The organism is Flavobacterium amniphilum, from assembly GCF_023634845.1.
GTDB lineage: Bacteria > Bacteroidota > Bacteroidia > Flavobacteriales > Flavobacteriaceae > Flavobacterium > Flavobacterium amniphilum.
The window spans coordinates 1-24729 of record NZ_JAMLJL010000027.1 but is presented as its reverse complement, the minus strand read 5'-3'; the positions used below and the strand labels follow the sequence as shown (position 1 = coordinate 24729).

22 protein-coding genes are annotated in these 24729 nt (G+C 37.2%); 11 read left to right on the top strand and 11 right to left on the bottom strand.

What is annotated here, in order from left to right:
* Positions 1-13 precede the first annotated feature (13 nt).
* The 5 genes from NAT51_RS18855 to NAT51_RS18835 form a co-directional block, all read right to left on the bottom strand.
* Positions 14-1315 (bottom strand): HlyD family secretion protein, encoded by a 1302-nt coding sequence (locus NAT51_RS18855; RefSeq protein WP_250601510.1) that lies wholly within the window; start codon positions 1313-1315, stop codon positions 14-16.
* A gap of 4 nt (positions 1316-1319) precedes the next feature.
* Complete coding sequence (locus tag NAT51_RS18850) at positions 1320-3512, bottom strand: peptidase domain-containing ABC transporter (protein WP_250601509.1); 2193 nt, start codon at positions 3510-3512, stop codon at positions 1320-1322.
* Between the two features lie 223 nt (positions 3513-3735).
* Complete coding sequence (locus NAT51_RS18845) at positions 3736-3918, bottom strand: hypothetical protein (RefSeq protein WP_250601507.1); 183 nt, start codon at positions 3916-3918, stop codon at positions 3736-3738.
* Positions 3919-3948: 30 nt separating this feature from the next.
* The gene (locus tag NAT51_RS18840; protein WP_250601504.1) at positions 3949-4125 is read right to left on the bottom strand and encodes a hypothetical protein; all 177 of its coding nucleotides are present in this window, start codon (positions 4123-4125) and stop codon (positions 3949-3951) included.
* Between the two features lie 272 nt (positions 4126-4397).
* Positions 4398-5957 (bottom strand): vitamin K epoxide reductase family protein, encoded by a 1560-nt coding sequence (locus tag NAT51_RS18835; protein WP_250601502.1) that lies wholly within the window; start codon positions 5955-5957, stop codon positions 4398-4400.
* A gap of 259 nt (positions 5958-6216) precedes the next feature.
* Here NAT51_RS18835 and NAT51_RS18830 point away from each other — a divergent pair, with 259 nt between their 5' ends.
* Entirely contained in the window at positions 6217-6465 is a 249-nt protein-coding gene (locus NAT51_RS18830) for a hypothetical protein (RefSeq protein WP_250601500.1), read from the top strand.
* Here the strand turns inward: NAT51_RS18830 and NAT51_RS18825 are convergent.
* The 5 genes from NAT51_RS18825 to NAT51_RS18805 form a co-directional block, all read right to left on the bottom strand.
* A complete protein-coding gene (locus NAT51_RS18825) occupies positions 6403-8253 on the bottom strand; it encodes a helix-turn-helix domain-containing protein (RefSeq protein WP_250601498.1) in 1851 nt (616 codons plus the stop codon). The genes NAT51_RS18830 and NAT51_RS18825 overlap by 63 nt on opposite strands.
* Positions 8254-8495: 242 nt before the next feature.
* Positions 8496-8720, bottom strand: coding sequence for a hypothetical protein (locus NAT51_RS18820; RefSeq protein ID WP_250601496.1), 225 nt, complete (start codon positions 8718-8720; stop codon positions 8496-8498).
* A 69-nt stretch (positions 8721-8789) separates the two neighbouring features.
* Positions 8790-8954 (bottom strand): hypothetical protein, encoded by a 165-nt coding sequence (locus NAT51_RS18815; RefSeq protein ID WP_250601494.1) that lies wholly within the window; start codon positions 8952-8954, stop codon positions 8790-8792.
* Positions 8955-9007: 53 nt separating this feature from the next.
* Positions 9008-9187, bottom strand: a complete 180-nt coding sequence (locus tag NAT51_RS18810; RefSeq protein ID WP_250601492.1) for a hypothetical protein — start codon at positions 9185-9187, stop codon at positions 9008-9010.
* A gap of 322 nt (positions 9188-9509) precedes the next feature.
* A complete protein-coding gene (locus NAT51_RS18805) occupies positions 9510-11075 on the bottom strand; it encodes a vitamin K epoxide reductase family protein (RefSeq protein WP_250601490.1) in 1566 nt (521 codons plus the stop codon).
* Between the two features lie 366 nt (positions 11076-11441).
* Between NAT51_RS18805 and NAT51_RS18800 the strand changes: the two genes are divergently transcribed.
* From NAT51_RS18800 to NAT51_RS18775, 6 genes are all read left to right on the top strand, one after another.
* Positions 11442-12620 (top strand): acyl-CoA dehydrogenase family protein, encoded by a 1179-nt coding sequence (locus NAT51_RS18800; protein WP_250601488.1) that lies wholly within the window; start codon positions 11442-11444, stop codon positions 12618-12620.
* 87 nt (positions 12621-12707) lie between these two features.
* A complete protein-coding gene (locus tag NAT51_RS18795; protein WP_250601486.1) occupies positions 12708-13205 on the top strand; it encodes a DinB family protein in 498 nt (165 codons plus the stop codon).
* 127 nt (positions 13206-13332) lie between these two features.
* Positions 13333-14118 (top strand): DUF3050 domain-containing protein, encoded by a 786-nt coding sequence (locus NAT51_RS18790; protein ID WP_250601484.1) that lies wholly within the window; start codon positions 13333-13335, stop codon positions 14116-14118.
* A gap of 10 nt (positions 14119-14128) precedes the next feature.
* Positions 14129-15034, top strand: a complete 906-nt coding sequence (locus NAT51_RS18785; protein ID WP_250601482.1) for a metallophosphoesterase — start codon at positions 14129-14131, stop codon at positions 15032-15034.
* Positions 15035-15085: 51 nt separating this feature from the next.
* Positions 15086-16360 (top strand): Y-family DNA polymerase, encoded by a 1275-nt coding sequence (locus NAT51_RS18780; protein WP_250601480.1) that lies wholly within the window; start codon positions 15086-15088, stop codon positions 16358-16360.
* On the top strand, positions 16351-16791 hold the full coding sequence (locus NAT51_RS18775) for a LexA family protein (RefSeq protein ID WP_250601478.1): 441 nt from the start codon (positions 16351-16353) through the stop codon (positions 16789-16791). Before NAT51_RS18780 ends, NAT51_RS18775 begins: the two co-directional genes overlap by 10 nt.
* Before the next feature lie 266 nt (positions 16792-17057).
* Here the strand turns inward: NAT51_RS18775 and NAT51_RS18770 are convergent, their stop codons facing one another.
* Positions 17058-17930 (bottom strand): Abi family protein, encoded by an 873-nt coding sequence (locus tag NAT51_RS18770; RefSeq protein ID WP_250601476.1) that lies wholly within the window; start codon positions 17928-17930, stop codon positions 17058-17060.
* Positions 17931-18252: 322 nt separating this feature from the next.
* Between NAT51_RS18770 and NAT51_RS18765 the strand changes: the two genes are divergently transcribed.
* The 4 genes from NAT51_RS18765 (at position 18253) to NAT51_RS18750 (ending at position 24539) form a co-directional block, all read left to right on the top strand.
* Complete coding sequence (locus NAT51_RS18765) at positions 18253-18579, top strand: DUF6660 family protein (RefSeq protein ID WP_250601474.1); 327 nt, start codon at positions 18253-18255, stop codon at positions 18577-18579.
* A gap of 84 nt (positions 18580-18663) precedes the next feature.
* Positions 18664-22974, top strand: coding sequence for a CusA/CzcA family heavy metal efflux RND transporter (locus NAT51_RS18760; protein ID WP_250601472.1), 4311 nt, complete (start codon positions 18664-18666; stop codon positions 22972-22974).
* An 11-nt stretch (positions 22975-22985) separates the two neighbouring features.
* Positions 22986-24194 carry an efflux RND transporter periplasmic adaptor subunit gene (locus NAT51_RS18755; RefSeq protein ID WP_250601470.1) on the top strand — a complete coding sequence of 403 codons (1209 nt, stop codon included), beginning with the start codon at positions 22986-22988 and terminating at the stop codon, positions 24192-24194.
* Between the two features lie 114 nt (positions 24195-24308).
* Complete coding sequence (locus tag NAT51_RS18750; RefSeq protein WP_250601468.1) at positions 24309-24539, top strand: hypothetical protein; 231 nt, start codon at positions 24309-24311, stop codon at positions 24537-24539.
* Positions 24540-24729 lie beyond the last annotated feature (190 nt).

Here is a 24729-nt window from a genome sequence, read left to right as displayed (position 1 = left end):
AAATCTATAAATTTTATTCGACCTTGAACATATCCCTGAATTGATACAGAATTCTTTCGATGAGACGTAGATCTTCGGTTATGATTTCGGCAGAGCCACGCATTTCCTGCTGGAAAGGAATTTGTTTTTTATAGCTTGAAATCATTCCGTTTGGTAAGGCCACGTCAACCAATACCTTTCCGTCTTTATCCGGTACCAATGAAATATTTTTCACTTCACCTTTAAGAATTCCGAATTCACGGTCAGGAAAATTGGCTAGGCGGATATTAACCTTCTGCCCTAATTTTATTTTACCTGAATTCATCGAAGGCGCTTTTACTTTACCCACAAAACCGCTTTTGGCAGAAGGAACAATTGAAAACACATTTTCCCCTGCACTGATGGTTTGATTTTCAATCCAAACCTGTGTAAAAGTAACCGTTCCTGCTATAGCCGATTCAATAATATAATTCATTTCCCAGTCTTTAACAGCTTTCTTAAGTTGGAAGAAAGATTGCGAAAGACTTCTGTCCAGGTTAACTGTTTCCTTCACATCGTTTATTGAAGTTCCTCTTGTAGCCCTGTCATTTTCAATCAATGAAGATTTCAGTTGAGAAATAGACGTCAATAGGTTTTTATAATTTTTTTCAGCCTGAAGGTAATTCAGTTTTTTAGTTTCAAACTCTTGGGCCGAAACCACTCCTTTTTCATTCAGTTTCGTATATCGGGCAATATCACTACGCTGCAATTCCAATTCCTGCTCGTTGATTTCCTTCTGCTGGATTAACAAAGCCAGTCGCTCCTTAATTTGACTGTTTTCAGATTTTTGGGCAGTCCCATCTACCTTATAAGGTTGCAATTCAGTATTAAGACTGTTCGCCAGATAATCTTTCTGAAAAACGGCAAAAGCACTTTCAATTTCCCCAAATTGGGCTGTTTTAAATTGCTCAAACGGAAACTTCTGGTTCGATTTAGAAATTTGAAAAGATTCGATTGCTTTTTTTAACTTAAAAACATCCTCATAATTTGCTGAATTTTCAATAATAGCCAATGGCGTATGTGCTTTAACATCAAACTTATCTTTTATCAGAATTGTTTGTATTCTGCCGGAGGTTTTGGCAATCAGTTTTTCGGGTGGAACATTTGTTGTGATGATCACTTCAGAAGCAACAATATCAGGGTATTTTAAGAACCATGATACAACAAAAAGCATGATTATGATCCCAAAAATCAATACTGTACCCCATCTGATCATCCAATTGGGCACTTTTGCAAGTATATCCTGAACCTCTTCGCTTCTCAATTCAAAAGAGGTATCCAATTTATTTTCTGACATATTTTTAATTTCCTAATTGCAGTTGGTTTTTAACCAATTCAAAATAATTTCCTTTTTGTTCCACCAGAGCCGAATGGCTACCCATTTCAATAATCCTTCCTTTGTCCAGTACGACGATTTGATCAGCATTCATAACCGTACTCAAACGGTGTGCAATAACCACTACTGTTTTATCTTTAAAAAACTGATCCAGTTTATGCATGATTGCCTTTTCATTATTTGCATCCAATGCAGATGTTGCTTCGTCAAAGAATAACATTTCGGGGTTTTTATAAACCGCCCTAGCAATAAGCAAACGCTGCTTTTGTCCAGTACTCATTCCGACACCTTCCTGTCCTATTTTAGTATTATATCCTAAAGGCAGGCCATAAATATATTCTTTGATATTCGCCACATCAGCAGCATATGCCAGACGTTGCTTGTCGACAACATCAACTCCAACAGCAATGTTATTGGCAATGGTATCATTGAAAATGAAACCTTCCTGCATAACAGCTCCAACGTTATCACGCCAGGCTTTCTGTGAAATGTTCTTAAGTTGGGTATTTCCTATTGTGACTTCCCCTTTTTCGGGTTCGTAAAATTTCAGCAACAGTTTCATCAGAGTTGTTTTTCCGCTTCCGCTGACACCAACAATAGCCGTTACTTTCTTTGCCGGAATGGTCAAATTCAATCCGTCAAGAACAGGTGTATCGGAACCTAAATAACGATAAGACAAATCCTTGATATGGATATCCTCATCCTGTGGCACTTCATGCATTTGAAATTCCTCCTGTTGTACCTCATCTTCCTTATCATGGATTTCTGAAAGCCGTGCCAAAGAGATTTTAGCATCCTGCAATTCTCTCACAAAACCAATCAATTGGGTAATTGGTCCGTCAAGACTTCCAACGATTGAACTGATTGCCATCATCATACCCAGAGTGATATCACCGTTTATTACCAGTTTAGCCGAGATAAAGATGATGAAGATATTTTTAAGCTCATTTATTACAGAAGAACCGATGCTTTGGGTTTGTTCTAAAACCAATCCTTTCATTGAAACTTTAAACAAACGTGCCTGGACATATTCCCAACCCCATCTTTTTTGTTTTTCGGCGTTATGCAGTTTAATTTCCTGCATCCCGTTTATTAATTCCATTACTTTACTCTGCTCCTGGCTTACTTCCGAAAAGCGCTTGTAATCAAGCTTCTCCCTTCTTTTAAGAAACAGTGTAATCCAGGCAAAATACAAGGCACTTCCGATAAAAAACACCGTAAAAATCTGCAGGTTGTAATAGGCTAACACACCTCCCATGATGAACATGTTAATTACCGAAAATATAACATTCAGGGATGACGTGGTCAAAATGCGTTCAATACGTCTGTGATCATTGATACGTTGCATGATATCCCCGGTCATCCTAACATCAAAAAAGGAAATAGGAAGATTCATAAGCTTAATAAAAAAATCTGAAATCAATGAAATATTGATACGGGTCGAAAGATGTAATGAAATCCAGCTTCGGATTAGTTCCAGTCCTGTTCTTCCGGCAAATAAAAACAATTGGGCAAAAAGAATAAGATAAACAAATCCGATGTTTTGGTTTTGTATTCCTACATCGACTATACTTTGGGTTAAAAAAGGAAAAATCAGCTGTAATAAACTTCCAGCCAGTAATCCGATGCTTAGCTGAACCAAAAAAGACTTATAGCGCCACAGGTATTGATAAAGAATACCAAAGCCTATACTTTTATTTTCTTCTTTATCAAATTCCGATTGATGGAATTTCGGGGTTGGTTCAAGTAAAAGTGCAATCCCTTCTTTGGTCTTATCATCTGCATTATTTCCAATCCAGAATTTCAGGAATTCAGCTTTAGTATAGTCCAACAGTCCGATTCCCGGATCAGAAACTTTATACTTGCCTTTTTTAATATCATACAAAACCACATAATGCTCTTTATTCCAATGCAGGATACAAGGAAGCGGTGCATCTTCGAGGCTTTCAATATCCAACTTAACCCCTAATGTCCTGTAACCAATTTTTTCGGCAGCATTACTCAAAAGCAGTAGATTACTTCCTTCACGGGTTGTTTCACTCAAATCCCTTAACTGCTGTATGTTTAGCGTTTTCCCATAATACTTGGAAACGATCTTTAAACAGGTTGGGCCACAATCTTTCGAATCGGCCTGTATATATGTAGGAAATTTTTTCAATTTTTATAGTTTGTTTTGAACAAAAATAGAGAAAACTGCCTAAAAACATAGGCAGTTTTGAAATTAATTCCTGCGGGCAGATTGGATATTATTGCATGAATTAAAACATCTGGATATAATATTCCCCCAAAATGTACACTAATCTAATATCCTAAACTACTTTTACGCAAGTTCTTTAATAATCAAACCTCATTAATCAGCGTGATTCAATTAAAAAATACTATTATACCGGACAGCAGTATGCTACACCCGCTCGAACCAACAAATAATAACCGGGACCACAAGCTACACCGTTCGGGTCTAACATAGCGCGTTTACATCCTTGTGGAATTCCTCCGTTAATTGCTTTTTGCTCATTGTTAGTCAATTCCTGAGAGCCTTCTAAGTTTAAAATGTTTTTTAACATGATTTAGTTTTTTTAAATTGGAAAAAGTGATTAAGAGCAATACCATCCGTTAGGACCACCTTCAGTACATTTTAATGGATATACACAAGAAACAATAATTACATCCCCCGGACATAATTCTCTTCTTGGCCCTGCTCCTTGAATAGCTTTTTGCTCATTAGCAGTCAATTTCTTTGAGCCTTCTAAATTTGAAATGTTTTTTAACATGATTTGCTTGTTTTTATTTTTAATAATTATCCTTGTAAACATACCTCGTCCCATAACAAACACTGTCTGGTAACAGGATTCCACTCAAGGCAACAAGGAGGTATCTTTCCGCCTTTAATCGCCTTTTGCTCATCGTTTGACAGATGTTGTGCCCCTTCTATGTTTAAAATGTTTTTTAACATAACTAATAGTTTAAATAATTCGTTGATTTCCCAATCATTTTGAGACAGTCGGGACTCTGTCTATTCTCGGCCAAGAATATTTTTAAGTATTTATTGTGCTATTTTTTTGTAATGGAATTCAAATTCTTCCTCAAAATCATTCATGAAAAACTGCAGGTCGGAAATTTCATATTCATTCGGGAAAAATTTCGAATTGACAATCTTTACTGGTGTATAATTCAATTCATTTTCCATGCACCAGTTATATTGATTGTAGATTTCGTTATTAACAAGCATATCCCGTCCGGAAACATTCCATTTTTCTTCCCATTTCTCCAACCCGATTTTGTTCATATGCCAATCGATTAAAGCCTCCTGTCCTTTCATATTATCAATTAAATTAATCATGAGTAATTTCTCAACAATTCTCCTAAAGGGATTTTGCTCATTTTCAGGATTTACATTGAATAACACATTTATATACACACTCTCCGGATACCTTCTGAAAAGTGTATATGCATCTTCGAATGCTTTGTGGCAATGACCGCAGGTTGGACTTAAAAACAGAATGATGTTTGTACTGAAATTAGGACTTCCGAATTCAATTCCTTTTAACTTATGCAAAGCAATTTCCGATTTCACTTCTTTGGTAAGGGATTGGAAAACTTTAAAATTTCGTTTAAATCTTTTTAATTTATTTACTTCTTTAGTTGCTTCAATTTCCTTTTCCAAAACAGGCTTCAACAGCATCCATCCTGAAAAAATGAGAACTGTAGAAAATAAATAGGCAGGCAATCCAACAGACAAATCGGCCACAACTCTTGAAATTGGGTAAAAAAGAAGACTCAAACCCTGCAAAAAAATGATCCCCGAAACGACCAGACAAAGCAAGCACCACTTTTTAATCTTTGCTTCCTGAATCCAGACTGAATAAACCAAAAAGGGAATTGCCAGCAAACTAAGTCCGGAAATAATACCGAGGGATTCTATGGGATGCATCAATAAGGTAAAGAAGTTAATTCCGAAAAACATTAGAGGTAAATCTGTAAAACCCAACCAATTTGTAATATGCCCCTGATCTGATTTAATTACCGAATCACATGACGCTTCCGGTTTCAGATTACAAAATTTGGAAACCAATACAGTTTTGATATCAAATTTCTCCTGTAATATAAAAACACTTATAATCAAACCTACAGCAGATGTTGCCAAAAGAAAGAAAGAATTAACAGTATTCTCATTCAGGTAAACTGAAGACAGGATTAATACAAAAACCGGCAACACATATGAAAGCCATTTATACTTATTTAAAATTGGCAGTTGCTTTTCTGAATTAGGTTCAATTGCAATAATAACCTGATCCCAATCCAGCAGAAATTCGTTAAAAATCAGTTTAGTCTTTTTCCCTTTTTCATCTTCAAGAATGACCAATTCCTGTCCTTTGAAAAGAAGTACCATTTCATTTTTATAAAGTGTCAGGAAAATTTCAGGTAATTCTACAAACTGCTCTTTCGGAATTTTAATTGCCACATTATCTATATTGAGCATATTCAGCGAATCGGTGATTGCAAATAAGCTTGGATAATTAGGATGTGAAGAAAACAGATCTTCGAAATTTTCAACAGTATCGTAATACTTGCTTTGAATCAAAAGTTTTTTAACTAAATGCATAAATATCTTCATTAACCTTTCACAATTATTTTGATGAAAGTGCAGCAAAGATTTAGCGGTTTTGGCGATAAAAAAAATGAATATCCTTACAATTTGTAAATTATAATGCTTACAATTTATAAATTATTTATGCCAATTTTCAATCTAATCAATTGATTTAAAAGACATTGTTTAAAAATAATATCACAAGAAGAACATACTTGTGAATGCAAATTGGTTTCCGGTTAAATTTGAGATTCAATTAAAACTTATTACCATTATGAAAACCAAAAAACCAAATCTTGATGATTTCACAGGATGTGAATTATCAACAATCCAAAAAACAAATATTAAAGCAGGTAAGGTACCGCCAATTGATGATGAAGATGGAGGGCCACGCAGCGGAAGTACAAATAACGGTGATGTAAAAGATCCTTCTTCTTACATGGTGCTTCCGGAAATACTGCTACAACCTGTTTTCATTCGTACTGGCCGCACCAGTCGTACCAGCCGAACTAGTCGCCGCTAATCTTTTAACAAACTGGGCAGGGGTTACCCCTGTCCTTTTATTAAAGGATTTTGTAAAAGAAACTGCGTTTTTAAACCCTACACTTTCAGCAATAGCCTGAGTAGAATATTTTCTGTAAACAGGGTTTGTGATCATCTCATTAATCACATAATTAATTTTCAGTTCATTCGAATATTCACTGAATGATTTATTAAACTTCTTGTTAACCACATAAGAAAGATAAGTGGTATTTGTTTTTATTTTTTTAGCAACTGCCTGTTGTGTAAAATCCGGCTTGAGGTAATACTGTTTTTTCTCTAAGGCAGCCAGCTTTTCCAAAATCTCATTCTCCTTTTCTTCATCCAAACTAATCGACACGCCTTCTCTTTTTACTTGATATTCTTTTTCCTCTTCTTTACCCACTTCTGCCATCTCATCCACTTCTGTCATCTCATCCGGTTCTGTCATCTCATCCATTTCTGCCAGAGCGCTCTTATGTTCCGGTTGCTGTAGTTTATACGCTTCAATAATGGCATTTACCCTATCATTGATTTTCTTTTTATCTCTTTTACTTTTAACATATAGCAGTATCACTACTGAGCAAAGTAAAAATCCTATGAGCACATATTTCAGTAATATATCATCCTTATATTTCTCCTGAATGTCCAACATTTCTTTTTTTACATCCTCATGATTCAGCTTTAGGTTAACTTCATAAGCTTCATTATTGAGCTTAAGTTCATTTTCCTCATAACTCTCAATATAAGTTTTAGAAAAGGTACTTGCTTTTTCAGCATCACCATAAATATTATAAATCTTCGCCTGATAATAATTGGAATTAACATATTGTATATTCTCAATTTTTTTTATTTTATAAATGGAATCAACTTTCTGGAAGTAAACAAGCGATTCTTCATATTCTTTGCGCTCGAAACATAAACTTCCCAAATCATATAAAGCAGTATAATATTCCTTGATTAAATTAGAATCATGTTTTGAAAGGAATAAAACCTCATGGTAGATATTTTTAGCCTTTTGCAGATCCTTTTTCTCAAAGGCAATATTACCGAGGTTTGTTTTTGCATTTATCTTATTAAAGGTAAGGTCTTTGGAATAATACAATGCTTTTTTATAGTAATATTCGGCAGAATCCAGAAGATACTTTTTCGATTTATTGCTACTGTAGTATTTTTCATAAAATGTCCCCAGATTAAGATTGAGATTACTCTTGCTTCTGATAAACTGATCTCCTGTGTACAGGTATTCAATTTTATTGGTATAGGCTTCCATTTCTTTTGAAGCTTTGATTGCCAATTTGTAATTTCCGACTTCCGAATTAATAAGCGCAATATTGTTGTTAAATTTCACGAACTGAATTAAGTCATCAGCCTTTTTGGAAAGTTCCCTCCCTTTGAGAAAACAATCCAATGCACCACTGAAATCAGATCTTTTCCATTCTGAAAGTCCACCAAAGTTAAGCAGGTAAGCTTCATTTTTATCTTTTTCAGAACCGGAAGGAATTTTATCAAGAAGCTTATAAGCAGCTAAATAACACTGCTTTGAACGAACACTGTCCCTGTCAATCTGATACAGATAAGACTTTGCCCCTATTGCGAATACCTTATGAATATAATTATCCGATTTTTCAATCCGGTTTGCAGAAACAAATGCACTTTTAATATCAGAGTTTATTGACGATCTGATCTGATCCTGTAATTCAAGGTATTGTTTATCAGTAAGGCTTGTTCCGTTTTGGGAAAAACCAACAGCAGAAATCAAAAAAGCGATACAAAGAATTGACAGTCTCATTTTGGGGAATATTTTTTAACAAAAATAATCTTTAAAAATACAAAGTCAAGTAACATAAAAAAAACAACAGTTCGATCTTTAAACATAAATACATCCGGATTTTAAAAAAAATGCATAATAATCAGCTGTATAGACCGGTTATCATGACGATTTGAAAATATTTATTTTTTTTTCAAACAAATAACCCAAGGAGACTAATTAACATGAAAAAAGGGGGAAATTCCCCCTTTTAATACTAAATCCTAGTACGGTGGTGGCGGAATATTAGGTCCGCAGAAATAGGCCTTACAAACTCCTGCTGAATATGAATAATTATATCCTTCAGATTTTGTTGCCTTACAATTCTCCAGACTTGTACCTGCCCAAGTTTGGTATTTGCAACCTACAGGAATTCCCCCGTTGATGCTTTTTTGCTCACGTCCTGAAAGTTCCTGAGCACCGTCTAAGTTTAAAATGTTTTTTAACATAAGTTGATTCATTTGATTTAAACAATTTCTAAAATCAATTAAAAATTGTCATCATGGTTAAATTAATAATTAAGGCTCTACCGAAAAACGGCAAGGAGGTGCACAAGACAAACTAATGTATTTACATGCTCCTGTCATTGGATCGATACAATCTCTTAATCCGCCTTTAATTGTTTTTTGCTCACGGTTAGATAATTCCTGAGCACCGTCTAAGTTTAAAATGTTTTTTAACATGGTTATTTATTTTATAGTTAATAATCTTATTGCTTTTTTTAAAAAAATCTGCATTAACAAGGAACGTAACCAATTGGTCTGCATATACTTTCAAAACGGCAATCCGTCACGCATTTAGAACCAGCCGGACAATAATTATTATCGACACCGCAAGCTAAACCTCCTTTAATACTTTTCTGCTCACCTTTGGTTAGTTCTTGAGCACCATTTAAGTTTAAAATGTTTTTTAACATAATTTAGCTATTAATCGTTACAATTAGTACTTGTGCCCAAAGCTGAACATTTGCGAGTTGTTGGATTCCAAACTGGCTGATGGACTGCAGAAAGTGACAAACATTGAGATTGTGTTGAGTTAAACACATAATAACCACAAATTTGACTTAAATCCGGTATCCATCCTCCTTTAATTGTCTTTTGCTCATGGTTGGTCAATTCCTGAGCGCCGTCCAATTTTAAAATGTTTTTTAACATAACTTATTAGTTTTTTGATTAGTCAATTTCCCAATCATTTAAAGACATTCGGGACTCTGTCCATTCTTGGCCAAGAATATTGTATCACACAGTTACTGTGCTGTTTTTATCATATTGTAATTGAGATTCTTCCTCAAAATCATTGATGAAATAATATAAATCTGCTATTTCGTATTCGTTAGGAAATAATTTTGAATTGACAATTTTAACCGGGGAATAATTGAATTCATTTTCAGCACACCAACTGTATTGACTGTGCATTTCATTATTTACCAGCATATCATGAACTTCAACGCCCCATTTTTCCTTCCAGGCATCGATACCCAATGCATTAATATGCCAGTCAATTAATGCTTTTTGTGCTTTCCCGGAATCAACCGAATTGATGTACAGTAAATTTTCAACGATTACTTTATATTTATTTTGTCCGTTTTCCGGATTGACATTAAACAATATTTTCAAACGGATTGTTTCCGGATTCTTTTCATAAAGCTTATAGGCATCTTCGAAAGCTTTGTGGCAATGACCACAACTCGGACTCAGAAAAAGAACAATACTTGTGCCTGAATCCCCGTTCCCAAACTCAATTCCTTTTAATTTTTGCAGATTATTTTCCGCTTTAACTTCTTTGGTCAGGGACTGAAAAACTTTAAAATTCCTCTTAAATCTTTTCAACTCTTTCACTTCTTTGGTTGCATTGATTTCTTTTTCCAAAACAGGTTTAATCAAAGACCAGCCTGAAAAAATCAAGACAACTGAAAATAAATAAGTAAGGAATGTTGGTAAAACTGCAGTACCAAAATTTAACGGATGAAATACAAAAGCAATTCCCTGTACTGATATAACAGCTGAAACCGCCAAACAAAGCAAGCACCATTTCTTGATTTTAACTTTTTGAATCCAAACCGAATACATTAAAAAAGGGATAGCCAATAAACTCAAACCGGAAATCACACCAACGGATTGTATCGGGTTTAATAGCAGGGAGAAAAAGTTTGCACCAAAAAACAGCAATGGCAGATCTGCAAAAGTCAACCAACCTGTTATCCGGCCCTGATCTGATTTTATAACCGAATCACAGGATGCTTCCTGATTCATATTACAGAACTTCGATACCAGTTCTGTTTTAATTCCGAATTTTTCCTGCAAAATTAAAACACTTAAAAAAAGACCAAAAACAGATGCCCCCAGAAGCAATAATGAACTGACGGTATACCCATTCAAAAAAGATGACAATAAAATCAATAACAACACAGGCAATCCCAATAAAACCCAATTTGGTTTTTTTGATACCGCAGTTTGCTTATCAGTATTGGGTTCCACGGCAATGATAATCTGATCCCAATCGAGAAGAAATGCATCAATCCCTAATTTTGTTTTCTTTCCCTTCTCATCCAGAATCGTAATTGCTCCATTTCCTTTTGTAAGCAAAACCAAATCTCCTTTATAAAGTGTCAGAAAGATATCAGGCAATTCTGCAAATTGTTCTTTAGGTATTTTGATCGCCAGGTTTTCAATTCCCAGCAAGCTTAATGAATCTGTAATTGCAAACAAACTGGGATAATTGGGATGTGAAGAAAACAAATCTTCAAATTCTTCAACAAAGTTCGAATACTTGTTCCCGATTAAAAGCTTTTTTACTAAATGCATACTTTATCCTTTAGTTTGTTTATTTTTTAAAAAAAGTCTTACAAATATTCAACGAATTTGGGAATAAAAAAATTGTTTTCTCTTAAATAATTTGTAAAATTTTTCTTAACATTTAAAAAGGAAAGCTTTGAAAAAAAATCATTTATAACAACCGGAAAGTCCAACAGAACAGAAGGCATAACCAGTAATCAACGGTGTTGTCGGCTAAATCATAAAAAAAGATAAAATCAAACCGTCAAAAAAATAAGTAGCCGGTTAAAAAATTATAACATTCCTTAATTGATTTGTTAAAAATCTTTACTTACTTTTGTGCCCTATTATTAACATACTGCTCCGCATAACTGCGTTGCACACAATGAATTAATTATGAAACCAGATTTATTTCAATCTCCTGATTATTACCTGTTAGATGATTTACTGACAGAAGAACATAAATTAGTACGTGACGCAGCGCGTGCTTGGGTTAAACGTGATGTTTCCCCAATCATTGAAGAGTATGCACAAAAAGCAGAATTCCCAAAACAATTAATCAAAGGTTTAGCAGAAATCGGTGGTTTCGGACCATACATCCCTGCTGAATACGGCGGAGCTGGTTTAGACCAGATTTCTTACGGATTGATCATGCAGGAAATCGAGCGTGGTGATTCTGGTGTACGTTCTACATCATCTGTTCAGTCTTCATTGGTAATGTACCCAATCTGGAAATACGGAAACGAAGAGCAACGTATGAAATACTTACCGAAATTAGCTACCGGTGAATGGATAGGATGCTTCGGTTTGACTGAACCTGACCATGGTTCTAACCCTGGCGGAATGGTAACTAATTTCAAAGATATGGGTGACCATTATTTATTGAACGGTGCCAAAATGTGGATTTCAAATGCTCCTTTTGCTGACATCGCTGTAGTTTGGGCAAAAGACGAAACAGGAAGAATCCATGGATTAGTGGTTGAGCGCGGAATGGAAGGATTCACAACTCCTGAAACCCACAATAAATGGTCATTAAGAGCTTCGGCAACCGGAGAACTTATTTTTGACAATGTAAAAGTTCCTAAAGAAAACCTTTTACCTAACAAATCAGGTTTAGGAGCTCCTCTTGGATGTTTGGATTCGGCCCGTTACGGAATCGCATGGGGTGCTATCGGAGCTGCAATGGATTGTTATGATACCGCTTTAAGATATTCAAAAGAAAGAATCCAGTTTGACAAGCCAATCGGTGCTACTCAATTACAGCAAAAAAAATTAGCTGAAATGATTACCGAAATCACTAAGGCACAATTATTAACATGGAGACTTGGTGTATTGAGAAACGAAGGAAGAGCTACTTCTGCCCAAATCTCAATGGCAAAAAGAAACAACGTTAACATGGCAGTTGAAATCGCCCGTGAAGCACGTCAAATGTTAGGTGGTATGGGTATCACAGGTGAATATTCAATTATGAGACACATGATGAACCTGGAATCTGTTATTACTTACGAAGGAACCCACGATATCCACTTGTTGATCACAGGTATGGATGTAACCGGTTTCTCTGCATTCAAATAATAGTTGCAAAACGGATATATATTAAAGAGTCTTATTTTTTAAGGCTCTTTTTTTTGTTTTGACTATATTTGATGTAAAACATTTCTTATGAAACTAAACGAATTTTTACTTCCGGAATTTCTTTACGAAACTGCAAACACAAGAAAATTACTGGCTTCCTTACCGGAAGAGCATTTCGGTTATAAATCAAGTGAAAAAGCGATGAGCCTGTCTCAATTAGCCAACCACATTGCTGAAATCCCAACCTGGGTTCCTGCCACTTTTTTATATCCGGAACTTGATTTCGGTAAAATAAAATATGAAGCTCCCAATCATAGCACCGTAACTGATCTTTTAGCCTATTATGATAAAAATATGGAAGAAGCAACGCAGTTAATGAAGGAAGTCAGCAACGAAACTTTACAGGAAAACTGGACCATGAGAAACGGGGAAACCATCTATTTCACCATGCCCAAACTATCGGTTTACAGAACTTTCATCATGAATCACACCATCCACCACCGCGGCCAGCTAACTGCTTATTTAAGAGCTTTGAATGTGAAATTCCCGGGCATGTACGGTCCAACAGCAGACGATGCCATGTAAATTAAACCCTATATAAAAAAATCAAATGTTAAAAGCTTCTCTATAACGGGAAGCTTTTTTATTTTTGTATCTTGTAAGAGAAAACCAAGATATTGTTTTTTCCGTAGATCCTAAAAAGCAGTCCCCCATGAATATACAGTCTATAAATCAGTCTATTGACAAGCAAAAACAACAATTGCTTAACCATTCATTATACTCAAAGATTAAATCAGTTGAAGATTTACACTTTTTCCTTGAGAACCATGTGTATGCGGTTTGGGATTTCATGTCTTTACTTAAGGCTTTACAACAAAAACTAACCTGTACTACCACTCCTTGGTTTGCAACCGAAAATACCGAAACCCGTTATTTAATAAACGAAATAGTTTTAGCCGAAGAATCTGATTTAACCATAGACGGCAAAAGACAAAGTCATTTCGAAATGTATCTTGATGCCATGAAAGCATGCGAGGCACCAACTTACGAAATCGAATCATTTCTTCAGAATGTACTGGAAACCAAAAATATTTTCATTTCCATCAAGAACAGTAATTTACACCCAAATGTGAAAGCCTTTTTAGAATTTACATTCCGGGTAATTGAAGAAGGAAAATCACATAAAATTGCCGCTGCCTTTACTTTTGGGAGAGAAGACTTAATCCCGAATATGTTCACCGAAATCCTGCGAAATTTCAAAGCAAACTTCCCCGAAACCGATTTATCCAAATTGATTTATTATTTCGAAAGACATATTGAATTGGACGCAGACGAACACGGACCGATGGCCATGCAGATGATCACCGAATTATGCGGTGACGACAGCCACAAATGGAATGAAGTTGAGGAAGTATCCATTTTAGCCCTTGAAAAAAGAATCGGATTGTGGGATGCCATCGAGGAAGCCATTAATAAAAAAGAAGTATCTTTAGCATAAACCATGCTATATGCTTTCATCACAGGACCGGTTAGACAACGCTTATAAAAACGCCAGACGGATTTCGTTCAATAACGATTCCAAATTTATCCTGTTCAGCGACTGCCACCGTGGTGATGCCAGTTTTGCGGATGATTTTGCCAACAACCGGAACATTTATTTCCATGCACTCACACATTATTTCAACCATCACTTCACGTATATCGAATTAGGTGACGGTGACGAACTGTGGGAAAATTTATTCTTCAAGGAAATCTTCGAAGCCAATAAAAACGTATACCAACTCATGCAACGTTTTTTCAATGAAAACCGTTTGCACATGCTTTTTGGGAATCATGATTTTGTATACCGTAACCCGAATGTGGTCAAGCGCAATTTATTTGAATATTTCGAACCCAAAACCGGTTTGAAAACACCGCTCTTTCCCAATATCAAATACGAGGAAGCTATTGTGCTGGAACATTCCGAAACCCAACAGGAATTATTCCTTACCCACGGTCATCAGGCAGATTTCATGAATTATGTGGGCTGGAAAATCAATCGTTTCCTGGTTCGCGTGTTATGGAAACCGTTACAGGTTTGGGGAATCAAAGATCCAACCAGCCCGGCCAAAAATTATGTGGAACTCATTAAAGTGGAGCGACGCATCAAAAAATGGATTGCCAATAACCAGAATAAAATCACGATTACCGGCCACACCCACCGGCCGCGTTTCCCAAAGCCTGAAGAAAACACTTTAAATTATTTTAATGATGGGAGTTGTGTGCATCCGCGGAGCATTACCGGAATTGAAATCGAGAACGGAAACATCGCTTTAATCAAATGGTTCATTGACACCAAAGAAGACGGAACACTGCAAATCAAAAAAGAATACCTTGAAGGTCCGGAGAAACTGGAACATTACCGCCGGCAATAATTTTAACGCTGCTTTTTTTATCCTTTAACTGCATATTGGTAACTTTACAACATGTATGCTTTAGTCGACTGCAATAACTTTTACGCCTCATGCGAACGGGCTTTCCTGCCCAAACTCATTGGAAAACCCATCGTGGTTTTATCCAACAATGACGGCTGTATTATTTCCAGAAGTGACGAAGCAAAAGCATCCGGAATTCCCATGGGCGCACCCGAATTTCAGGTGCGTGAGATGCTGAAAAAAAATAATGTCACCGTTTTTTCTTCCAATTATCCGTTGTACGGCGACTTGAGTAACCGCGTTATGAAAATTCTGGAGCAGTTTTCCCCCAATATAGAAATTTACAGTATCGATGAAGCCTTCATGAATTTTGACGGCGTACCTGTAACCGATTTCCATGATTACGGATTACAAATAAAATCGAGAGTATTACAATGGCTGGGCATACCGGTTTCGATTGGTTTTGCCGAAACCAAAGCACTTTCAAAAGTCGCCAATAAAATTGCACGGAAATTTCCCGAAAGAACCAAAGGGGTATACCGGATTGACACCGAAGAAAGCCGTATCAAAGCTTTAAAGTGGACCCAAATTGAAGATGTTTGGGGCATTGGGTACCGAACCACCAAAAAAGCAAAACTCCGCAACATCAAAACCGCTTATGACTTTACCTTACCCGAACACGAAAGCTGGATCCGGAAAGAAATGGGCATTACCGGACTGCGGTTAAAACAGGAACTGGAAGGCAAATCGGTACTGACATTAGAACCGCTTTCGGAACAAAAGAAAACCATTGCCATTACCCGCAGTTTCCCAAAACAGATTTCCGATTTCGATTTACTGAAAGAACGGGTATCGACATTTGCTTCGGTTTGTGCCGAAAAACTGCGCAGACAAAAATCCTGCTGCCAAACCATTATTGTAATGCTGGTGATTGATAATCACAAATACCAATCCGATAAATATTATTTCAATCATGCCGTTACGTTGCCTTTTGGTACCAATTCAACCTTGACAATTGCCAATACTGCGGTTAACATTCTCAAAAAACTGTGCGAAGGCCATGAAGGATTGAAATTTAAAAAAGCCGGCGTCATTGTAAGCGGACTCACGTCTGAAAACCTCAAGCAGTTTCATTTGTTTGAAGATGAAAACCCAAAACACCTTCAGTTAATGCAAACCATTGATTCGCTCAACGCGAAAATTGGCGGACGCAAAATCAAACTGGGCAACCAAAATCTTGAAAAAACCTGGGACATGAACCAAAATCATTTATCCCAACGCTACACCACTAGTTTTAACGAAATCCTCGAAATCAAATGCCAATAGACGACACCAATAAACTGACTTTTTTCACACCTGACTTCGACAGCAGCCAGCAGGTTCCTTATGCTTCGGGTGGTGTGTCAGCGGGATTTCCTTCGCCTGCGGCCGATTTTACCGAGACCAATATCGATTTAAACAAAGAATTGTCCAAAAACCAATTGGCAACCTTCTATATCAAAGTCAACGGCAATTCAATGATTGATGCGGGGATTAACGACAAAGATATTTTAGTGGTGGACCGGAGCATCGAACCCCGTGACAATAAAATTGCGGTGTGCCTTGTTGACGGGGAATTCACCGTAAAAAGAATCAAACTCGAAAAAGACTGTTTGTATTTAATTCCTGAGAACCCGGCTTACGAACCCATAAAAATTACCGAAGACAACCAGATCAGCATTTGGGGAATCGTGACGTATGTGATTAAGGCAGTTTGATTTTAGACTGCTTAGACTTCTTAGATCTTTAGACTATTAGATTTTCAGATTGTTCGATCCTTCGACCTTCTACTATTGAAAATATTTTGTGGCAAAATCATTTTCAAAAAATGGAATTCCTTAAAATAAAAAACCCAGAGCAAGTCTGGGTTTAGGTTTATTTTTTTAGAGTGCACTATTAAAGCGCGATGAATAATAAGGCACTATTGTTTAGCAAATGTATAATTTTTTTTCTGAATAGAAATATCCATTAAGAAAAAATTATATTATTGAAATTTATACCCTATTTCATTTTCAATAATACTCTTTGTAACTGGATTATTCTTATGAGATAAGAACAAATCATCTATTGCTTTTAGCATTTCATCATGGCGTGATGTAGAAATTTTATTTAAAATGAATAGAATAACTTTAATACACGAATCTAAATTATGTCTTTCATGTCCATTAAACTTTATTTCTGCAAATGCAGAGATACTTTTAGGTAAATTTAAATCAAACAAAATACTACTATGGGCACAGCAATTTCTAACGTATACTATAGTTTCAAAAAGATTGATAAATTTCTGATAATTTTTCACGCCATAAATTTCAGATATTCTTACTTTAACATCTTCTTCGTTGAGTGATTTATAAATCTTTAATATAGAACCAAAAGTAAAAAATTCTAAAGTTTTCCAAGCTGGAGCATACTTGTCATTTATATATTTTGCATGATGCTTTTTAATTGGTTTGTTATTATTAATAAAGTCATCATCGTAAAAATGATCAAATGCATCAATAAAATCTCTATTAATCACCTTAGAATCAATAAACCAAGTTGGAGATAGTTTATATTTATTAGAAACATAGTAAATCAATTTTGTTCTAAAATTCAACTCAATTCTGTAAAGATACTTTGTTAGAATACTTCTCAAATCAACATCTAAATAGTACAAATCTATAATGGATGAAAATTTTGTCCCTTCAGCAAAGTTATGATTTTCATCAATTTCAAAAGGATTCCAATAAAAACCCAATCTATAATATCCAATATCAAGTAAAATTTCTTTTATTTTATCTTCTTCCAAATCCAAATCCATCCCCCTGTTCTTCAGCTTTTGAATTTGTTCTTTTATACTTGTCGCAATATTCCCCATTTTTACATACTTAAACCAATACAAATTTTACCTTTTATTTTAAAAAATAAAACCTAAATTTATTCACAAATAAGATGAGTTTTTAACAATAAATCCATCATTCAGACTTACATTTTTAATCCCACATATTAACTTTCATTAATTTATTCAAAAAGACCTACAAATCCTGTGGCAAATCCATTTTCAAAAATGAAATTGCCACACTTTTTGTGGCAAAAAGAAATTCCAAAACGAAATTGCCACAACTTATCATAAAATATTTTAAGATAGCTTTTGCTTTTATTTTAGATCTGGATTACATAAAATGATTAATTTTATACCCGTGAAGTGGTTAAACATCATATTATCGATTTATTTAATCTTACTGGCCTCCATTCCCTGTGCGGATATGGAAGTCAATAGTCTTGCCCATGAATCAATAACGCAGGACATTGCCGACAGCGGCCATTCACACGATAAAGACAATGATATGTGTTCCCCGTTTTGCATCTGCAACTGCTGCGGCGCACAGATTTCAAACTATTCCCCGTCAATCAGTTTCGAATTGCCTTTGATTTCACAGGAGATCAAAACAAAAGAACCGGTTTACACCTCTGTTTTTGCTTCCAGTTTCTTTGGCAGCATCTGGCAGCCCCCTCAATTAGCATAATGAATACGCCCGGTTAATTTCGGGTTGGCTTGTTGCATCCCTATGCGACTGAACATTATTGTTTATACCCTATTCATTATACAAATGCTAAACAAAATCATTCAATTTAGTATAAAGAATAAATTCATTATACTTTTCCTCACTATACTTTTAGTGATCTGGGGCGGCTATTCCATAAAGAAACTGCCCATCGACGCTTTACCTGACGTAACCAACAATCAGGTACAGATTATCACAACTGCTCCCACCCTGGCGAGTCAGGAAGTCGAGCAGTTGATTACCTATCCGCTTGAACAATCGGTAAAAACCATTCCGAAAGTAATCGAGCTACGGAGTATCTCCCGGTTCGGTCTATCGGTCGTAACGGTTGTTTTCGAAGAAGACATTGATATTTACTGGGCACGGGAACAAATTTTCCAACGTTTAAAAGAAGCAGAAGAAAACATTCCGGATTATGCCGGCACGCCGGAACTAGCCCCCATCACAACCGGATTGGGCGAAATTTTCCAATATGATGTGTATGCTAAAAAAGGTTATGAAAACCAATACGATGCCATCAAATTACGGACAATCCAAGATTGGATCATCACACCACAATTACAGGGTGTACAAGGCGTCGCCGAAGTGAGTACCTGGGGCGGAAAACTAAAACAGTATGAAATTTCGGTAAACCCGAACCGGTTGAACAGTTTAGGCATAACCATCACCGAAATTTTTGAAGCTCTCGAAAAAAACAACCAAAATACCGGAGGCGCTTACATTGAAAAAGACCAGTATGCCTATTTCATCCGCGGCGTTGGGATGGCATCCGGGATTAAAGATCTGGAAAACGTCGTAATCAAAAACCGCAATGGGGCACCGGTATTGGTCAGGGATGTTGCGCAGGTACGCGAAGGAATTGCTTTGCGGTATGGCGCTTCGACCAAAGACGGTAAAGGCGAAATAGTCTGTGGATTAGTCCTTATGCTTAAAGGCGAAAACTCCAGGGCTGTCGTTGAAAGAGTCAAGGAAAAAATGGAACAGATCAACAAATCACTTCCCGAAGGCGTTGTCGCAGAACCGTTCATCGACCGCGGTAAATTAGTTGACAACGCAATTGGTACGGTAACCAAAAACCTTATCGAGGGTGCTTTGATCGTCATCTTTGTATTAATTCTGTTTTTAGGAAATCTCCGCGCCGGACTTATAGTTGCTTCGGTAATTCCTTTATCGATGCTGTTTGCCATTATCCTCATGAATCTTTTCGGGGTAAGCGGCAACCTGATGAGTCTGGGAGCCATCGATTTCGGAATTATAGTCGACGGAGCCGTCATTATTGTTGAAGCCACGATGCATCATCTTTACAACCTGAAGCGGAAGCAGGCCTTAACCCAAAAAGAAATGGATACGGAAGTATTCAACTCGGCTTCCAAGATCCGGAACAGCGCTGCCTTTGGGGAAATCATCATCCTGATTGTATACATCCCGATATTATCATTAGTGGGAACCGAAGGAAAAATGTTTAAACCCATGGCACTGACTGTTGGTTTTGCCGTGATCGGCGCTTTTATACTGTCGCTGACTTACGTGCCTATGATGAGTTCGCTGTTCCTTTCGAAAATAACAGAACACAAAACGAATTTCAGTGATAAAATGATGACTTGGTTAGAAAATAGCTACCAGCCGTTTTTGGAAAAAGCACTTAAAATCAAAAAAGCTGTTTTACTGCTGGCTGTATCGTTGTTTGCCGTTTCACTTGTCATTTTTAACCGCATGGGCGGCGAATTCATCCCGACACTTGAAGAAGGTGATTTAGCGATTAATGCCACCATCATGACCGGAAGTTCCTTATCACAAATGGTGGAAACCACCACAAAATATGAGCAGCTGCTCAAAGCGAAGTTCCCGGAGATTAAAAACATCGTAACCAAAATAGGAAGCGGTGAAATCCCGACTGACCCAATGCCAATTGAAAGCGGTGACTTAATTATTGTTCTCAAGGATAAAGACGAATGGACATCGGCAGATAACTGGGAAGACCTTGCCAATTTGATGAAGGAAGAAATGGAAAAAATCCCGGGAGCCAATATTGAAATTTCGCAACCCATCCAGATGCGTTTTAATGAATTGATGACGGGAAGCCGCAGTGATATTGCCATTAAGATTTTCGGGGATGATTTAGAAGTGCTGTCCAACAAAGCCAATGAACTGATTACAAAAATCAATTCCATTGAAGGTGTGGGCGATTTAAAAGCCGAAAAAACAACCGGACTTCCGCAAATCACCATCAAATATGATTACGATAAAATTGCACTTTACGGTTTGAACATTACCGATATCAATAAAATCATCCGCTCTTCATTTGCCGGGGAAAGTACCGGGAAAATTTATGAAGAGAGCAAACGCTTTGATGTGGTAGTCCGCATGGATAAAGAGCACCGTACCGATATGGCCGATGTAAGCAATCTGTTCGTCCCATTACCAAATGGCCAGCAGGTTCCGTTATCCCAGGTAGCTCAAGTCAGTTATGAACAGGGACCGGTTCAGGTGAGCCGTGAAGACGGTAAGCGCAGGATTACCGTTGGATTGAATGTCCGCGGCCGTGACATCAAAAGTGTCGTCGAAGAAATCCAGCAAAAAGCGGATGCCGATTTCAAACTGCCGGCCGGATATTACATGACGTATGGCGGCCAATTTGAAAACCTTACCGAAGCCAACAAGAGACTTTCGGTTGCATTGCCGATTGCTTTGGGACTTATTATCGTATTGTTATACTTCACCTTCAACAGCATCAAACAGGCACTTCTGATTTTCACTGCCATTCCGTTATCAGCCATCGGAGGTGTTTTTGCACTTTGGCTTCGCGGAATGCCTTTCAGTATTTCGGCCGGCATCGGGTTTATTGCTTTATTCGGGATTGCGGTATTGAACGGAATTGTACTCATCTCCTATTTCAACCAACTCAAAAAGGAAGGAATGAACGATGTGTTGCAGCGGATATACGTTGGTACCAAAGTCCGTTTACGTCCTGTATTAATGACAGCCGCCGTAGCTTCACTCGGTTTTTTACCGATGGCATTATCCAACGGCAGCGGTGCCGAAGTACAAAAACCACTGGCAACCGTAGTCATTGGCGGATTGGTTTCTGCAACCTTACTGACATTGATTGTCTTGCCTATTCTTTATTTACTATTTGAAAACAGAATGCACATGAAAACGAAAATTTCAAAATCTGTCATCACCATAATAGCCGTTGCTTTTTCAGTGAGCGGTTTTTCCCAAAGCAATCCGGTTTCTTTGGAACAGGCTATCAACATAGCAAAGAAAAACAGCACCGAATTAAAAATTGCCGACAAGGAAATCGAAAAGCAGAACACGTTAAAAAAAGCCGCTTTCCAAGCTGATCCGCTACAGGTTCAGTACCAGGGAGGCCAATTCAACAGCAAGGATTATGACAATAATATTTCCTTGCAGCAATATTTTCCCATTGGAGGCGCTACAAAAGCGAACCGTCAGTTACAGGAAGAATTGGCCAAACTGGCCGAAAAACAAAAAGCACTTTCGGAATATGAAATCGAAAAAGCGGTCACTTTAAGTTATTACCAATACTTATATGGTATATCGGCACAAAAACTGAACAATGAATTGCATGAAATTTACAGCAAGTTTCTTAAAAATGCCGAATTGCGTTTCAATACGGGCGAAAGCGGAAAAATTGAAGTGATCAGTGCAAAAGCCAAGGTCAAGGAAATTGAAACACTCAAAAGCCAGTTGGATTTCGATTTGATCCGGTATCAGAATCAGTTCCAATACTTTCTACAAACAACAGAAGCTTTTGTACCCGATGCCAAAACCGATTTACAGTATCCCACACAAACAACCGGCAATGAAAAAGCCAAAGAACTGATCACTGGTTTTTACGAACAGCAGGCCAATGTATACCAAAAAGAAGCCCAGACATTCAAAGCACAACGCATGCCAAAACTCGGCTTGGGTTATTTTGTACAGAGTTTAAACAAGGAACTCTATTTTCAGGGATTTACGGCAGGATTGCAGATTCCTTTATTCGGAAATGTGAACAATTCAAAAGCCAAAGCATCCGAAATCAGTTCTTCACAGGCGCAACTGGAAGCCGAAAAAAGCAAATTGACTTTCGGATTACAGCAGCAGCAACTTCAAAATGAGTTTGAGAAATACAAAAAAGGAGTAGATTATTACACGAGCGAAGGCCTTCAATACGCCGAACAAATCATTGCAACGGCACAAAAAAGCTATGCAAACGGCGACATGAGTTATTGGACGTACATCAGTTTTTTAAACCAGGCCATTGACATTAAGAAACAGCACACGGAAGCACTCAACCTTTACAATCAAAGCGCCATCCAGTTGCATTATCCAACCCTAATCAACAATTAAACGAAGAAGTAATGATACACTATAAAAAAACAGCATTCCTTTTACCGGCACTCGCAATGTTAGCGTTAGTCACGGTTTCCTGCGCCGATAAAAAAGAAACAGAAGCGCATGAAGAAGAAAAAACCGAAGGTGAAGTTGCTTTAACCGAAGCCCAGTTCAATACGGTAGGAATAGTCACGGGGTCGATTGAAAACCGGAACTTGAACACCATTGTCAAAGCAAACGGCTATACGGCAGTACCGCCACAAAACTCGGCCAGTATTTCGACGCTGATTTCCGGCGTGGTGAAAGATATTTTTGTATTGGAAGGCACATATGTCACCAAAGGAAAAGTACTCGCCACTTTACAAAACCTGGAAGTCGTTCAGATGCAGGAAGATTACAATTCGGCTATAGCCAATATTGAATACCTCCAGTTGGAATACAACCGGCAGAAGACATTGTCTGAAGAAGACGTAAATCCGAAGAAAGTTTTTCAGGAAATCAAATCAAAACTGGCGGTAGAAAGAGCCAAGGCACAGGCGGCAAAAACCAAACTACAGGCCATCAATGTCAATCCGAGAAGCAGCAGTTCATTGATACCGATTGTTTCGCCTATTAATGGCTATGTGGGCAAAATCAGCATCAACAAAGGAACTTTCGCCGAAACCGGAGTTACCCTGATCGAAGTCGTTGACAACACCCAGATGCATTTGGATCTGAATGTCTACGAAAAAGATCTGGGAACCATTGCCGTGGGCCAAACGGTTGATTTTGTACTGACGAATCAATCCAACAAAACCATCAAAGGAAAGATTTTCGGAATCAACAAATCCTTTTCGAATGAAAGCAAATCGGTTGCCGTACACGCGAAAATCAATCCCGAAGACACCAAGGGACTGATATCCGGGATGTATGTTTCGGCCAATATCAACATCAATAACAATACAGTTCCTTCCTTACCGAAAGATGCGGTGGTACGCAACGGTGACAAGTATTATATTTTTGTTCAGGAGGCAGCACACGAAGAAAAAGAGCAACACGACAAGAAGGAAAACCACCTAGAAGAAGCTCATGCCGAATTTCATTTCAAAGCCATCGAAGTAGTTCCCGGCGCGACTGACATGGGTTACACCGAAGTCAAACTGATTGAAGAATTACCAACGGATGCCAAAGTGGTCGTGAAAGGTGCTTTCTACCTGTTGTCTACGATGAAAGGCGGGGGTGAACATACGCATTAACCGCATGAAATTTTAAATCATTTCATTTCCTAAAATTTAAAAAGTCTTTACAAGTTTGATGCTTGTGAAGGCTTTTTTATTTTCAACTATTTTGTGGCAAAAAGATTTCCGGAAATGAAATTGCCACACTTTTTGTGGCAAAAAGAAATTTCAAAACGAAATTGCCACAACTTTTTGGCAGCAGAAAATTTTTTGCTTGGAATTTTTAAGACAATAAAAAAGCAAGACGGTGATGTCTTGCTTTTTTATTATAATTCCTGTATTTCTTCTTTAGTTCAAAGTCAAACATTCTACCGCAAAGTCAGGAGACTTTGCCTTTACTTTGAATTTGATAAAAAACTTTAAATTTATTCAAAGGAAAGCAGAGGTGAACTTTAGACTTTGCTGGATTAGAACCAAGCTACGCATTAGTCCTCTGCCTTCTCCTTGAACCCTGTTGAATTGCTTCAAATAGAATGATAGACATAGCGGTCTAATAAAGGCTCTAAAGAAGTTCAACATTTTGTTTATCCTAATCTCAAAGTTATGAAGAATT

Coding starts and splice junctions, on each gene's coding strand:
- NAT51_RS18750 (WP_250601468.1), top strand. CDS start 24,309: ATGAAATTGCCACACTTTTTGTGGCAAAAAGAAATTTCAAAACGAAAT.
- NAT51_RS18800 (WP_250601488.1), top strand. CDS start 11,442: ATGAAACCAGATTTATTTCAATCTCCTGATTATTACCTGTTAGATGAT.
- NAT51_RS18855 (WP_250601510.1), bottom strand. CDS start 1,315: ATGTCAGAAAATAAATTGGATACCTCTTTTGAATTGAGAAGCGAAGAG.
- NAT51_RS18805 (WP_250601490.1), bottom strand. CDS start 11,075: ATGCATTTAGTAAAAAAGCTTTTAATCGGGAACAAGTATTCGAACTTT.
- NAT51_RS18755 (WP_250601470.1), top strand. CDS start 22,986: ATGATACACTATAAAAAAACAGCATTCCTTTTACCGGCACTCGCAATG.
- NAT51_RS18840 (WP_250601504.1), bottom strand. CDS start 4,125: ATGTTAAAAAACATTTCAAATTTAGAAGGCTCAAAGAAATTGACTGCT.
- NAT51_RS18820 (WP_250601496.1), bottom strand. CDS start 8,720: ATGTTAAAAAACATTTTAAACTTAGACGGTGCTCAGGAACTTTCAGGA.
- NAT51_RS18785 (WP_250601482.1), top strand. CDS start 14,129: ATGCTTTCATCACAGGACCGGTTAGACAACGCTTATAAAAACGCCAGA.
- NAT51_RS18815 (WP_250601494.1), bottom strand. CDS start 8,954: ATGTTAAAAAACATTTTAAACTTAGACGGTGCTCAGGAATTATCTAAC.
- NAT51_RS18845 (WP_250601507.1), bottom strand. CDS start 3,918: ATGTTAAAAAACATTTTAAACTTAGAAGGCTCTCAGGAATTGACTAAC.
- NAT51_RS18790 (WP_250601484.1), top strand. CDS start 13,333: ATGAATATACAGTCTATAAATCAGTCTATTGACAAGCAAAAACAACAA.
- NAT51_RS18760 (WP_250601472.1), top strand. CDS start 18,664: ATGCTAAACAAAATCATTCAATTTAGTATAAAGAATAAATTCATTATA.
- NAT51_RS18825 (WP_250601498.1), bottom strand. CDS start 8,253: ATGAGACTGTCAATTCTTTGTATCGCTTTTTTGATTTCTGCTGTTGGT.
- NAT51_RS18770 (WP_250601476.1), bottom strand. CDS start 17,930: ATGGGGAATATTGCGACAAGTATAAAAGAACAAATTCAAAAGCTGAAG.
- NAT51_RS18780 (WP_250601480.1), top strand. CDS start 15,086: ATGTATGCTTTAGTCGACTGCAATAACTTTTACGCCTCATGCGAACGG.
- NAT51_RS18835 (WP_250601502.1), bottom strand. CDS start 5,957: ATGCATTTAGTTAAAAAACTTTTGATTCAAAGCAAGTATTACGATACT.
- NAT51_RS18795 (WP_250601486.1), top strand. CDS start 12,708: ATGAAACTAAACGAATTTTTACTTCCGGAATTTCTTTACGAAACTGCA.
- NAT51_RS18775 (WP_250601478.1), top strand. CDS start 16,351: ATGCCAATAGACGACACCAATAAACTGACTTTTTTCACACCTGACTTC.
- NAT51_RS18810 (WP_250601492.1), bottom strand. CDS start 9,187: ATGTTAAAAAACATTTTAAACTTAAATGGTGCTCAAGAACTAACCAAA.
- NAT51_RS18830 (WP_250601500.1), top strand. CDS start 6,217: ATGAAAACCAAAAAACCAAATCTTGATGATTTCACAGGATGTGAATTA.